General features: G+C 29.1%; 20 protein-coding genes. 18 read left to right on the top strand and 2 right to left on the bottom strand.

What is annotated here, in order from left to right; translation table 11 throughout:
- Positions 1-149: 149 nt before the first annotated feature.
- From DP68_RS16260 to DP68_RS16320, 13 genes are all read left to right on the top strand, one after another.
- The gene (locus tag DP68_RS16260) at positions 150-623 is read left to right on the top strand and encodes a hypothetical protein (protein WP_035311429.1); all 474 of its coding nucleotides are present in this window, start codon (positions 150-152) and stop codon (positions 621-623) included.
- Between the two features lie 28 nt (positions 624-651).
- Positions 652-1,071: a hypothetical protein gene (locus DP68_RS16265; RefSeq protein ID WP_035311430.1), complete on the top strand. Its 420-nt coding sequence runs from the start codon at positions 652-654 to the stop codon at positions 1,069-1,071.
- 186 nt (positions 1,072-1,257) lie between these two features.
- Positions 1,258-1,791, top strand: coding sequence for a hypothetical protein (locus DP68_RS16270; RefSeq protein ID WP_035311432.1), 534 nt, complete (start codon positions 1,258-1,260; stop codon positions 1,789-1,791).
- A gap of 107 nt (positions 1,792-1,898) precedes the next feature.
- Positions 1,899-2,384: a hypothetical protein gene (locus DP68_RS16275; RefSeq protein WP_052085865.1), complete on the top strand. Its 486-nt coding sequence runs from the start codon at positions 1,899-1,901 to the stop codon at positions 2,382-2,384.
- Between the two features lie 82 nt (positions 2,385-2,466).
- Positions 2,467-2,655 (top strand): hypothetical protein, encoded by a 189-nt coding sequence (locus DP68_RS16280; protein WP_035311434.1) that lies wholly within the window; start codon positions 2,467-2,469, stop codon positions 2,653-2,655.
- A gap of 117 nt (positions 2,656-2,772) precedes the next feature.
- A complete protein-coding gene (locus tag DP68_RS16285; protein ID WP_052085866.1) occupies positions 2,773-3,324 on the top strand; it encodes a hypothetical protein in 552 nt (183 codons plus the stop codon).
- A gap of 133 nt (positions 3,325-3,457) precedes the next feature.
- Entirely contained in the window at positions 3,458-3,913 is a 456-nt protein-coding gene (locus DP68_RS16290) for an SMI1/KNR4 family protein (protein WP_035311435.1), read from the top strand.
- A 179-nt stretch (positions 3,914-4,092) separates the two neighbouring features.
- Entirely contained in the window at positions 4,093-4,353 is a 261-nt protein-coding gene (locus DP68_RS16295; RefSeq protein WP_035311436.1) for a hypothetical protein, read from the top strand.
- A gap of 208 nt (positions 4,354-4,561) precedes the next feature.
- Entirely contained in the window at positions 4,562-4,837 is a 276-nt protein-coding gene (locus DP68_RS16300) for a CPCC family cysteine-rich protein (protein WP_035311438.1), read from the top strand.
- 103 nt (positions 4,838-4,940) lie between these two features.
- Positions 4,941-5,189, top strand: coding sequence for a hypothetical protein (locus tag DP68_RS16305; protein ID WP_035311439.1), 249 nt, complete (start codon positions 4,941-4,943; stop codon positions 5,187-5,189).
- A 65-nt stretch (positions 5,190-5,254) separates the two neighbouring features.
- A complete protein-coding gene (locus DP68_RS16310; protein WP_035311441.1) occupies positions 5,255-6,058 on the top strand; it encodes a hypothetical protein in 804 nt (267 codons plus the stop codon).
- A 105-nt stretch (positions 6,059-6,163) separates the two neighbouring features.
- Positions 6,164-6,394: a hypothetical protein gene (locus DP68_RS16315; RefSeq protein ID WP_035311443.1), complete on the top strand. Its 231-nt coding sequence runs from the start codon at positions 6,164-6,166 to the stop codon at positions 6,392-6,394.
- A gap of 114 nt (positions 6,395-6,508) precedes the next feature.
- Entirely contained in the window at positions 6,509-6,805 is a 297-nt protein-coding gene (locus DP68_RS16320) for a hypothetical protein (RefSeq protein WP_035311444.1), read from the top strand.
- Positions 6,806-6,940: 135 nt separating this feature from the next.
- On the opposite strand, the gene DP68_RS16325 is transcribed toward DP68_RS16320, so the two are convergent.
- Positions 6,941-8,422, bottom strand: a complete 1,482-nt coding sequence (locus DP68_RS16325) for a recombinase family protein (protein ID WP_052085867.1) — start codon at positions 8,420-8,422, stop codon at positions 6,941-6,943.
- Between the two features lie 324 nt (positions 8,423-8,746).
- Between DP68_RS16325 and DP68_RS16330 the strand changes: the two genes are divergently transcribed.
- A complete protein-coding gene (locus tag DP68_RS16330; RefSeq protein ID WP_035311445.1) occupies positions 8,747-8,938 on the top strand; it encodes a hypothetical protein in 192 nt (63 codons plus the stop codon).
- Here the strand turns inward: DP68_RS16330 and DP68_RS16335 are convergent.
- Positions 8,935-9,333 (bottom strand): helix-turn-helix transcriptional regulator, encoded by a 399-nt coding sequence (locus DP68_RS16335; protein WP_035311447.1) that lies wholly within the window; start codon positions 9,331-9,333, stop codon positions 8,935-8,937. The genes DP68_RS16330 and DP68_RS16335 overlap by 4 nt on opposite strands.
- Positions 9,334-9,636: 303 nt before the next feature.
- Here DP68_RS16335 and DP68_RS16340 point away from each other — a divergent pair, with 303 nt between their 5' ends.
- From DP68_RS16340 to DP68_RS16355, 4 genes are read left to right on the top strand one after another with little or no spacing between them, the layout of a single operon-like run.
- The gene (locus tag DP68_RS16340; protein ID WP_035311448.1) at positions 9,637-10,200 is read left to right on the top strand and encodes a PD-(D/E)XK nuclease family protein; all 564 of its coding nucleotides are present in this window, start codon (positions 9,637-9,639) and stop codon (positions 10,198-10,200) included.
- Between the two features lie 25 nt (positions 10,201-10,225).
- Positions 10,226-10,405, top strand: a complete 180-nt coding sequence (locus DP68_RS16345; RefSeq protein ID WP_035311450.1) for a hypothetical protein — start codon at positions 10,226-10,228, stop codon at positions 10,403-10,405.
- On the top strand, positions 10,356-11,915 hold the full coding sequence (locus DP68_RS16350) for a recombinase family protein (protein ID WP_035311451.1): 1,560 nt from the start codon (positions 10,356-10,358) through the stop codon (positions 11,913-11,915). Before DP68_RS16345 ends, DP68_RS16350 begins: the two co-directional genes overlap by 50 nt.
- Complete coding sequence (locus DP68_RS16355; protein WP_035311453.1) at positions 11,890-13,530, top strand: recombinase family protein; 1,641 nt, start codon at positions 11,890-11,892, stop codon at positions 13,528-13,530. The genes DP68_RS16350 and DP68_RS16355 overlap by 26 nt, the downstream gene beginning before the upstream one ends.
- Positions 13,531-13,596 lie beyond the last annotated feature (66 nt).

A 13,596-nucleotide genomic window follows, 5' to 3' on the forward strand; every position in this document is an offset into this window, starting at 1 on the left:
AATAAGCAAGTGGCAGGAAGAGAAAATAATCAGCAAGATGAAAACTACTTTACAAGTTTATAAAGAAGAAAAGAAATAAAGGTTTAAGACGTAAGGCTATGAATATGCGTCCTAAATAAAATAATGAACAACATTAAGGTGGAGATTGGATGAAAAAAAGAACTAGAGATTTAAAGAAGCACTATAGAAGTATTGAAAGACAATTAAGAAACTTTAATATAGACCTGTGTGAAAAATCTTGGTATCAAATGTGGCACAACCATTTAGATTGGGAGGGAATCACAACAACAAGCAATAAACATAGAAGAATTCATGTCTTGTACTATCTTAAGTTTTTGGACAAAATCGAGATGCAAGCAAAGGAGAATAAAAGAAACTTTCAAACGTGGATATATTTAAGCGGAGATGACGGCATTTATGACGCAATCTACTTTCACACTAGAAATCCATATAGCGAGTTTCCTATTAGGTTTGAAAACATCGATTGGGATGTTGAAATTCCTCCAATACTTAAGGACTTGATAGATTTATCAAGGTTTAAGATTGGAAAACTTAGTGGTGAAGAAGATGAACATTCTTATATAATTCAGAAAATAGGTTTAGGTTTAATGACATATCATTAGATTATATATTGAAAAGTAGGTGGGGAGAATGGGGAATATTGAATTTGAACGAATATGGCAAGATGATGATTTTTTTGAATTAAGGTGTAAAGCAAATTCGGATAGGATAAGTGTAACCATGAATACATATGTAAATGATGAACTAATAGATGAATTAACGTTTAAAATACAGCAGTTTACTCAGCAGGCAATTAAAGAGTTTGTATGGGAAACAGGTAAAAGAGGTAATGATAGCACTCCTGATTTTATGATGAAGATTTTTTATAAAGATAGAAGCGGACATATAAGAGCAGAAGTATTCTGCGAAATAGATGATGGAGCATCGTTAGAAGAACATAGTTGTTGCTTTTACATTGACGGTATTAAATCATGGCAATTAGAACAATTTGGGGAACAGATTCAGAATTTAAAAATACACAACATTGGGACAAAAGTTAGTATTATATAGAAAAAAACATATGCAATAAAACGTATTATTCTCATATTCTTCGATAATTGCTAAACAGCAACTAATGTAGAATAGTAAACTTAGACGAACTAAAGAAACTGGTTTAAGTTTTCATTAAGATGTAAAATTACTAACTTAACTTGGTATCTAGATAATTTTATTAGTAATTTTGAAAGGAATTTTGCTATGAAAGACAGCTTTGCTATAAATAAGAAGATAAGGCTATCGATATATTCATTACCAAAAATTATTTATGTGAAATACAGCATTTTAGCATGGTTTTTAATTGTTTTAATTAATGGACTTTCCATCTCTTTTATCTATTTATTATGGAATGCAAGAGATATGATTCCCGAAGAATTGCTGAGTTTTCTCATATTTATAGTGTTTATTATATTAACTATCTATGTAGATACGGATCTTCTACATGCAATAATGAAGAGACAGTTTATTGAGATTTCAGATAAATCTATTAGAGTTAAAAAGCTTACGAGCGATAGGTCATTTGATTGGTCTGAAATAAAGTCAATAGAAGAAATGTATAGTATAAAATTTCACCTCTTAATTGGTGTTAAACTCAAGAAGCGAGATAATGATAAGACATCCTTATTAAAAAGAAATATTACTATAAATTTCAACAAATTTGCTAATATCGAGATTAAGGAGTTTTTTGAAGTTCTTTACAGGAAGAAAAACAGTAATTTTAGAATAAGATTTTAAATAGAAGTCTGGCTATGCGTAGTAATTGAGTGTAAGGTAGTAATGAATAATCTTCTTATATTGTGTCACAACAGTATATTATCGCAACTTAATAGGAAGTGAGATATATGATTTATACAAATACTAAAATGACAAAGTTACTTAAAACAATAAATTTTAACGAAGTTTTAAAGAAAGAATTTTGTAGTGTTTCTGGTGTTATTTCACCAGTATTTTTAGAAGTGGAAGACTGTATTTTAATAAATAATAAAAATGAAGATATAAAAAAATTAGATATGAATCTAATAAGCAAGATATACGGGGATAAGACAGGATTTGAAGCAAGTAACAACCATATTCATATATCCCAATATATAAATGGCAGCAATAAAAGCCCAATTGAAGGATTAAAGCTTGCTATGTATATTTTGGATATTTGGAATAATAAACTAAAAGCGAAATTTCCAGTATGTAAATTTCATTTAATTCTATCTTATGATGACAAGGAAAGTACCTTGAGGTTTCATAAATATAGAGAAGATGAAGGTTTTTGGTTAACAATTGATGAGTTGGATAACTACAAGGAAGAAGCAATTTTAATAGTTGAAACATAGCGATTTGATACGTCACTTTCATATATTGTTGAACAGTAGAAAAATGTGAAATAAAGATTGTTTATAAAATGGAGGTATTGATTTGAATAATAATAAAGATAATGGTCTTTCCAAATATCTTGTCATTGGGATGATAATTGGTTTATTTGTAGGTGTTGTTTTCTCAATAATTATGAGAAACAACACTTTCTTCGCAATAAGTGGGATAGGTTTTGGTATATCATTTGGTATACTAATTGCAGTTATTATATGGGGGTTGAAGAAGTCGTAGTATTTTTTGCAATTAAGACACATTCTTCTTATAATGTTGATTTATTATAAATTCAATATAGTTAAGCAATTGTAAAATATTACGAATCTATACAATCTAAATTATTCGGAGGAAACTATGAGTTATTTTAACGTAGGATTAATACCATACAATATGACTTGTAAATACAAAGATGAAGATATTTTACCAGCTCATGATTTGGTTATAAGACCATTGCTAAATGTAGCCAGTGAATGCTTTGTTTACGGTATAAAGAAAGATTCAGAGTTTTTTCAAAGACATTCTGATATTTTAATTAAAGATAAGAATAAATATAAGGTTGCCCTTACCAAGGAAGTAATTAAGGGGAATGAAACATTTTGGAATACAGGTTGTTGGATAAGAGGCTCAGTTGTTATTGTTCTCAAAAAAAATTCGATAAATCTTGAAGAGATTCTTCATCACTGCTATAGACCAAGTCAAAGGAGTAGCCCTTATACAGGTAATTCTATTTCAGCAGTTAAGTATTGTGAAAAGTTAGCCAGCGAAGATAAAATCGCAATATGTTTACCTGCCTCAAATGGAGTTGATTGGATACAAATTCATGGTTCGGAAGAATTAATAGATTCTCTTTATGATAAAGCAGAAATTCTATGTAATGAGTTGGACCTATGGGATAAACAAGAATAATAAGAGAAAAATCTAGATGCTAATTTAAAATAATGTTAAGACGCAATCTTCATATATTGTTGAACAACAGTAGATTATTACGAACTTAATCATTAACAGTAACCAACATATGCATATTATAGGAGATTGAATTATGGTAGAAGAAATTAAAGAGTACTTTGAGAATGGAAAGTTTAACTCGCCAGCAACGAAACAAGATATTGTTGAGATTGAAGAAGAATTAGATATTAAGTTTCCATCTGTATTGCGTGAATTATACTTGTCTTTTAATGGATTTAAAGAAGGTAATGGAAATGCAGCATACTTATTGCCTCTTAAAAGTTATAGAGATGGTTCTTCGGTTTTAGAAATGAACAAATTCTTCAAGGAAGAATATAAACAATATTATCCTAGCCTTGATTTTAGCAACTATTTGTTCTTTGGTAGCTCCTGTAGCGATGAAACTTGGGGTATAAATTTAAGTAATGAGTCTGAAATTATTGCTTACGATCACCATATGGAAGATGAATACGAGATAGTGGGCAGTAATATTTTTGAAGTATATATTAAAGACCAAGAGAATTTTCTTGAAGTTACCAAACAAAGTTAGTATAAAAATTGTGAGTCGTATTCTTCTAAAATGATTCGTTAATTGTAAAACTATGATATATGAAGCATTGTTAAATTTTACGAAGTAAGGATTATTTATTAAGCAGACAGATAAATGTTAACTTGTAGAGTTGAATTAAATATATCATATAGTCAAAATAATAAAATGAGGTGAATAAAATGGACAAAGAATGTAATTTTAAACATAAATGTGATGGTGAACTCTTTGAGGCTGTTGAAGGTGGTTATGTATGTAAGGCCGCAATAAACGAACAAGCTCTAAATAAATGTAAATGGTGTGGAAAGTATGGACCTCAAAGTGTGATGTGCCGAATTGAGAATACTGGCCTTTATGAGTGCAGGTATGGGTTTGGGTGTAAAGATTATATAGAAGAAGACCTTGAAGAAATGCTAGAAATACACCATTTCTGCTTTGGGTAATAGAAGCATGGCTTACATACAAAAACCAAAATTAATGTTAATAAATTGAATTTTATTGAGAAGTAAAGGTGATTAGCAGACAAATAGTAATTTGTCTGAGTGAAAATAAAGAGCATAATATATTGTTTAGTTAGTTCGGAACTTTCATATATTGTTGAACAACAGTATAAAAATGTTCAATGAATTCTTTTATTTTGGAGGATTATAAATGGAAAAGTATACTTGCCCTTGTTGTGGTTATAAGACATTAAATGATGAACATAAGTACGATATTTGTCCTATTTGCTACTGGGAAGATGATTACTCACAGTTTGAAGATGTTGACCTTGAAGGTGGTGCGAATAATGGGATTTCCCTACGGCAAGCACAAAAAAATTTTATTGAATTTGGTGCCTGTGAGAAGGGCATGTCAAGGTATGTAAGAAAGGCCGATATATATGATGTAAGAGATAAGAACTGGAAACCTTTATATGAAGGAATATAATATGAATTCTGTCACAATATTCTTATATTGTTGAACAACAGTAACTTAAAACTACATAACTATACATTGTGAATTAAGGATAATTCAAGGGGGGATATGTGGATTGTTTTTATTTAATAAGGAAGATGTATATATCGGATATTCATTAGAAGAACTATCAAAGGTAAGAGAAATTTTAGAAAAAGAAGGCATTAAATATATCTATAAAGTCATAAATCACTCAGATACCTCAAAGAGTATATTGGGGAGTTTTGGAACGAAGATGGACTATGAAAAACAATATATTGTTTCTGTAAAGAAAAATGATTATGAAAAGGCGAAATATCTTACTAATAGTGTTTTGCATCCATAACGATAATGAATATTACTCTTGATATTCAATTTATAATGTGTAGCAGTAGGATTAGAGGTGTTTAAGTGAATAAAAAAGCGAAAAAAATATTATTAAATGCGTATTGGAGTAATGGTGGTTGGAAAAATGGAATAATATCAGAGGATGACCATGCTTATGCAATAAAACAAGGAGCAATGTTTCAACCTAATCAATTTTCTCATGATGAAACTATTGAGAATATCAAGCAACTTTGTACAGACATTAACTTAGTGCAAGTTACATCTGCTTTTCTTTCTAGTTTAAGCACAAGAAATTTAGAATATCGTTCTGCTTTAGGAAGTTACATTTACGGCAATAGTATAGTCAAACATGATTATACAGATAAAACTTATTGTAATATATGTGGATTTAATGAATTAAAATATAATGGCTATGAACGAACTTGGGATATTTACAATTTTGAACGGTTTAAATGGGGTGGGCTTAGACACACACATTCGTCTTATGCTATGTTCGATTTATTTGAATTTAACAAGTTACCAAAGTTGATTCCTACAAAAGAAGACATCGATATATTCAAAAATCTAATAAAATCTGCACAAGATATGCAATGGGGTGGACCGAGAGATTTAGAAAAATCAATTTTATCATTACTACCGTCCAATAAGGCAGAAAGGGAAGTGTTATTAGGTATACTTGGCATTTGCGGTATTCTTGAGACATCTGAGAATAAAGGGTTTTTGTATGATTTTAAACCTATATATCACAGAGACCCTCCGTCAGTTGGAAGAGCTAATGACTGGGAATATCCTGTTAGCTGGTGGAAGGCAAGTGATAGAGTTAACGAAGATGCTTTATATAGAGTCTTTGGCAATTATTTATGTTAAGACACACTCTTCTTATATTGTTGAACAACAGTAACATATTGCGAATTTAATTATTAAACTAAATAATGATAGAAAAATACTTAAAGATATAAGGGAAGGGTAATGATGAGTGACAGGTTTTCAGTTAAAAAGGCAGAATGGTCAATAGATAGAGAAGACTATTATAAGAAAGAATGCTTTAATATGACATTTACTCATAGAGATAAGTTAATAATTGAGAATGAAATAGTATATTTATTTAGTCAAAATGAAAAGATACCCATTTTGAAGCCGATAAATAAAAAGAGTTTTTGGTTTGAAACTTGGACTTATTTAAAATACTATTACAATATTTAACATCACTTTTATTGATAGATTTAGTACGTAATCTTCTGATATAGTCTACTAATCATGAATTTAAGATATTTAAACATTCTTATAATATTATAAATTAGATAGGAGTATAATTCTATGCAATGCTTTTGTAAAGAACAAAGTTATGATTTAGTGGTTGAGGCGGATTTTGGTGCGGATCCAATTTGGTGTGGAAAATGTGGCTGTAATCTTAATTTAGAAGAAATTCCTCTGACGGAGAAATTAAAAAATGAATTGATGAGTTGGGTACAAGCATATTCTAAATCAGTGCTTGATGAATCAGAATATATTTATGAAATAACATATCAGCATAACAAAAGTGGTATAAAATTAGCAGAGAAGGTGCAAAGCGAACTTGGTGATAAATATGCAATCTCGTACAAGGCTTCCTAATGAATTTCTTTAGTTAATTTTATATTCATAAATAAGTTTGTTTTATTTTTCTAGAGTTAAGAATTTTTATAATCCAATTTAATTTGTGAGATTCATAGCAATATAGCTTATTATATTACTATGAATCTTTATTACTTAATCCACAGGAAGTTTATATTTTATTATAACATCAGATTTATTAAACACTTCTATACTGTAAATCCTATCTTTTAGCCATAGCTTTATATTGGCTGGATCATTTAATAATAATATTTCATCAATGCCAGTGAGATGAGATTTTAAATTTTTACCAATATTTTTATTTTGTGATTTTTTTTCAAGCTGCTCTAACTGGTGTTTAATTTCTGATTCTTCAAGAGATACTCTTTTTTTAGCTGCTTGAAGTTCTTCAAGGTCTATAATTCCAGCTTCAAAAGCTTCTAGCTGTTTTTCAAACTTGTGTTTTATATTTTTCATGCTTGTTTCCAGAAGGTCCTTTTCGGCATCCGAGGTTTTTGATTCTACAAGTACAACATTGTTAGTATCAACTTTTCCTGTATTCAATATTTCTCTTATATTATTAAAGACCAAACTTTCTATAGCATCCTTATGAACAAAGTTATAAAAACATAATTTATGACTAAGATAATTTCCACATACATACCTAATATAAACTTTTCCAGATACATGCTTCTTTTTCTCACCTATCATATTATGACCGCAGTGTCCACATTTAAGCATTGAAGATAAGAGATATATACTCTTTACTCCCTTACCCCTAATAGTATGCTTGGACTTAATCACATTTTGAGTTTTGTAAAACAATTCAGGTGAAATAATTGGGTCATGAGAATTTTCTACAATTACCCATTCTGTGGAATCCTTTTTTAAATTTGTAGAACGTTTAGTTTTATTCCAAGTAAATTGACCTATATATGCAGGGTTTTTTATTATTCGTTTTATTGATGATGAATCCCAAGCCTTATTTTCTCTAGTAAAGATACCCGCAGTATTAAGATGAGATTTAATTGTTGCAAAGCTATCACCATTAGAGTACATTTCAAAAATAATCTTTACAACCTTGGATTCTTCTTCATCAATAGTAAGCTTTTTTGTGGTTTCATCTAAGGTATACCCATAGGGAGTTCTACCAAGATATAAGCCTTTTCCAGCCTTTTGTTTCATTCCTTTCATTACTTCTTGAGCCAGGTTTAATGAATGGAACTCTGCAATTACTTCCATCATTCCTTCTAATAGCTTACCCGTTGGCGAGTCATCAAAAATCTCAGTAATACTTATAACCTCAACATGACACTCCTTTTGTAAAAGTGATTTATATATAACTGAATCCGATCTGTTTCTTGCGAATCTGTCTGTCTTATGTATTAATATCTTAGAAAAGATTTTATCTTTTTTCTTTGCATCACTAATCATCTGTTGAAACTGAGGTCTATCAGCTGTCCTTGCTGACTTTCCTTCATCAACATATTCTTTTATTATTTCTATGCCATTTTTTAAAGCAAATTGCTTAATAGCTTTTATTTGAGCTGGAATAGAATTATCACGGGATGCTTGTTCCTCAGTACTTACACGAGCGTATAAAACTGCCTTGTTATTTTCAAATTTTAAATTTGCCACAACTGTCACTCCATACAATTATTATGCTTAAGATATAAAACATCTTAGGTGTATTACACATAGATAAGGTTTCTATGTGATTAATGCTAGTATTTTTAGAGTTTAAGTTATAGCCAAGAATTTTTGCCAATAATTTGTCCAAGTTAATTATAGCATTTTAATCTTTAGATGTTACTTGAAATTTGTGGATAAGTAAGCGCTAAAACACATACATCAATATATTTGTACTATGAAAAATATAAGTTTATACATGATGACAATAATATATTATAAGTTATAAAAAATTCCCCAAGTCATATATATGAACATGGGGGTGGGGTAATCATGGCTAAAGAAGAGTTAAGAGTGATAAAGGTAGTTTTTGTAACTAAGAATGGTGAGGAAGTAGAGAAAAATCAACTCACAGATGAACAGTATAAGGTTTTTTGTGATAAATTTGAGAAGGATAGAATAAAAAATGGAGTTATTTGGCCGGATATAGATGAAAAATACAATAAAAAGAATGAAGATATTTAAAAATCTTCATCCAAAACCTTTGCAATTTTAATCAATCTCATGATTGATTTTGATGATAAATTTTTTAGTTCTTTACACATTTGTTGTAAGTTGCTATCAGAAGCTAATTTGTCTATAAAGTCAGCTAATTCATCATCTCTTATTAAGTTGTGTATTTTTTTTATGACATCATCTGTATGTATGGGATTTTTATTATCAATCAAACCTATTAAATAATCTACTGAAACTTTAAAAAAAGAAGCCAATATTACTATAGTTTTTAAGTCAGGTTCTCTTCTACCTAATTCCCAGGATGAAATAGTTGTCCTGGGTATATTTAATTCTTCACTTAACTGGCTTTGAGTTAAGTCTTTTTCTAATCGCAGTGATTTAAATCTTTCTGCAAAATTGCTCATTAATACACCTCTTTAAATAAAACTTTCATATAAAAGTAAATTTTTCCTTTAATTAAATATTGTATTAAAAAACACAGTTTTATGCAATGGTTTTGAGAAATTTATTAACATAAATTTCTATTGATTTGCAATATGCATCAATAATATAATATTTATGACGCGTAATGCATCAAAGATGTTTAAGTTAAGCCGCGCTTATAGACAGTTTTGAAATTATCTAATAATTTGTCCAATTAATATTTTAGAATTTTATTTAATTTTACCTAAGTAAAATATGGCTAGCAGATATGAGGGAGTAGAGTAATGAATAATAAATTTTTAGCCTTTGATAAGACTATTCATCAAACTATGGCTGATTTTAATATGCTTTCAGAGTGTGAAAGGGGGCAGAAGAAAGCACTATTAAATCTTCTAAGAAAAAATTGGATTACTGAAGGTTACGAATCGCCAGTGGAAGAGCAAAAGTTTAGAATTAGAGCCCATAATGTGCTAGCAACTTATTTTTATTCACCATTAGATATAGGTGCAGATGTATTCACAGTAAATAGGACTTTAAGCGAAAAAGTTGATAAAAAGATATTCTTATTTTCAAAAATTGATAAGGTGTATGAGAGATTTGATGGAGGGATTGAGGTTGTTGATTATAAAAGTGGATACTTAGTAAAACATATGTCTAATTTCCCAATGGATCTAAAATCAGCTATAACCTTAAAGTTAATATATTTAAAACTTGGTGTATACCCGGACTTTATTAGTTATTATTATCTAACTTATAATAGGAAGTTTACTCGTAAGATTTCAAATGAAGATATTATCGATGCCTCTATTTTAATAGATAAAGTTTTATTAAAGAAGAAAAATTTATAAAAATAGAAAAGGAGAAAGAGTAATAATGGAGAGCTTAAATAAGAGCAACGAATTTAAAATAGTATTTAAAAATAATGAGGAAGCTGCGAATAAACTTATGAATTTTATAATAAATAAACTACTAGAGAATGATGATATCTTTAAGGAGATTATAAGTGAAAGTAAAAATTCCAGAGAAAGAAGAAATAGTAAAGAGAATGGTTAATGATCGTCATAACTACGCAGCAATATATGCTAGAGAATCTAATCCTAACGTAAAGAGTGCTCTTGAAGCTCAAGTTATAACTAATACAAGGTATGCTAGAGAAAATAATTTAATCATACATGCTGTGTATAAAGAACATATTAGTGGAGTCAAGCACTTTAGAATAAGACCAGAATTTAAAAGATTAATCGAAGATGCCAAAAAGGGTTTATTTAAAAAGATTATAGTAACTAAAAGAGATAGACTAACAAGAAACTTCGAAGATCATCTAGAGATACGAAAGCTTTTTAAAGGCATGGATATACAAATATTGTACAGTAATGATGTACAGTTAATGGAAGATAGAGATTATGCAGCTAATTTTATAGAAAATATGATTATGGCAATTGCAGATCTTGAACCTAAGAATATTAGAGATAGAATTTATGCAGGTCAACAAATAAAAAGAGGAAAAGGAATTTATGACAAGAGACCAGCCTTTGGATTTACTTGCATAGAAGTATCTGGGGAAAAGTATAAAACAAAATATATAAAAGATGGAGTTAGGGCTTTAGTAATTAAAGATATATTTGAAATTTATTTAGATAAAAGTGACGTAGTAGAAAAACCAAAAGAAATTATTGAGAAATTGAAAGAAAAAGCTGAGAAAATGTATATAGATAAAGGTGAAGAATATCTTGAATATAAAGATATTATTTATAATTTAAAGAATGGCGATGTAACTAAAATAATATCTCGTCCCATATATACTGGACAACAAACAATATCTCTTGATTATAAGTACGAAGATTTCAAAATTTTATATGAGGACAGAGAGGTTGAAGTAGATGAAGAATATTTTCACGAATGTATAAATGTAGAAGAAATTATTTCACTTAAACAATGGATTGAGGCAGCAAAAAAGTGGACTAGCAATAACGAACCATCACGAAGTAGAAAATCACGAGGTAAAAATAAAACCACTTTATTTAATGGATTATTTTCATGCTGTAAATGTAACACTGACATTAGATTAAAATACAATACATTTGTTTGTGAAAAAAAGAACTGTTTTGAAGCAACAAAAAGTAATTTTGTTAAGGAGATATTTGATAAAGTAATTACGTGGACGATTGATAATAGAGATTGTAGAAAGATATTAAAAAAAATAATAGATAAGCTCAATTTAGCTCTAAAAAAATTACAAAAGGATCTAATCGAATGTATAAATAAACAAGGTGAACTGGTTGAAGAGTACATTAAAGATGATAAAAACAAGGACACAAAAGAAAATATAAAAACGTTAGTAGATGAAAAGGAAAGAATTGAGCAAGAGATAGAAGATACTAAGGACAAGATTATCTTTTTAGAAGAAGACTTTGAGAGTATAACCTTACCACTTGCTAAATCAAAATTTATAGATTTATTATTAAGGGAATTAGAAGGCAATGAACAAGCTCTTTTAGAAATATTTGATTACAAGAATGAAAGGGAGATATCGATTGGTGGAAATAGAATTGAAATCAAATAGTGTTGAAAAATATAATGAAACTTGTGATAAAGCAGCTTCATATGCCAGAGTTTCAACTTTAAAACAAAGTGAAGAAGGATACTCTATTGAAAATCAAATGAAATATATTGAGGAATATGCGAAAAGCAAAGGATGGATTTTAGAAGATAGCTTGAAATATAAAGAGAATAAACCAGCTAGTAAGGAAGAGGATGAAAGTATAGATGAATCAAATTTTATAGAGAATTTTAGGGATAGACCTATGTTAACAAAGTTGCTAAAAGAAGTTCAAAAAAAATCATTTAAACATTTAATTGTATATTCTAGAGATAGATTAGCAAGAGATGTAGAGGATGCAATGGCATTAGAAATCTATTTTGAAAAGTTTGGTATACAGATACATTATGCTAAACCAGGTGAAGACTTCGAAGATGCAAATCCTAAGATAAAAAGATTATTGAATATAATATTTACAAGTTTAGCAGAAATGGAAATAAATATTTTATCAAGCAGAGTAAAAGAAGGAAGTAAGGCAGCTATAAGTAAGGGAAACTGGGCAGGTGGAAAAGTTCCCTTTGGATATATACCAGTTGAATATAAAGATTATTCAAAGGGAGGTAATAAAAAGTCTATAAAGCTAAAAGTATCGGAGTTAGATAGCAGCTTTATTAAAAAGATATTCGAATTATATTCTGAAGGATATGGTTATAGAAGGATTGCTCAGACTATGAATAAAGAATATGGATTTATCATATGGACTAAAAGTAAAATTGAAGCGATTATAAAAAATAAAACTTATACTGGATATATATTTTGGGATAGGAGAGGGGGGAGAAGAAACCCTAACAGACATAATGATAAGCCAATTCACTCACCACTAGAAAGTGAAAATGTAATTATTGATGAAGATTTTTGGGAAGATGTGAGTAATGAAAGACAAACGCGAAATGTGAGACGAGATGCTTTTTACTATGACACAGACTATATTTTAAAAAGTAAATTAGTATGTTCAAAATGTAAAAGGCCTATGAAGGCTAAATACCCAGGGGTTAATAGAACAAGTGTTTATAGATGTGCAAATACAAAAGAAGAGAGAACTATATGTAATACTATTATTCCATGTAATATTGCAGAAGAAGCTTTTCTTAATTATATGAGAGAGTTTGTGTTTCAATTTGAAGATACTGAAAGGTTTTGGAGTTTATATGAGGATGGATTTAATAAAAGGATAGAGGGTTATAGAAATGTTGAGCAATTATTAGAACAAAGAAAGAAAAAAGCAGAAGAACTTATGAGAACAATTAGATATTACATTCAAAAGGAGAGCGATGAACATTTACTAACTGCTTTTGAAATTCAACTTTCAGTATATGACAATCTGATTAATAAATATGATGAAACATTAGAAATGTTTAAAAAGAAAACTAGTGTAGTTAAAAAGAGCAGGAAAGAAGTAGAATCTATAGTTCAATTGTTTTTACCAAGTTTGTTTACTGATATAAAGGTAAATGGTATAAAAAGGTTAAGAAGAGAATTCATTATTAGGTTTATAGATAAAATAGAAATAAGATATGATAAGATTACTAAAAAAATATCCATAGATAAAATAGTGTTTTTACCTCCCGAGCTTATGTAAAGCTTAGGAGGTTTTTAATATATCATGAGTAGGTAAGGAGTCTGTCACGGTATACCGTGACAGACT

The organism is Clostridium sp. HMP27, assembly GCF_000765165.1.
In the GTDB taxonomy this organism is placed as follows: Bacteria; Bacillota; Clostridia; order Clostridiales; family Clostridiaceae; genus Clostridium_AK.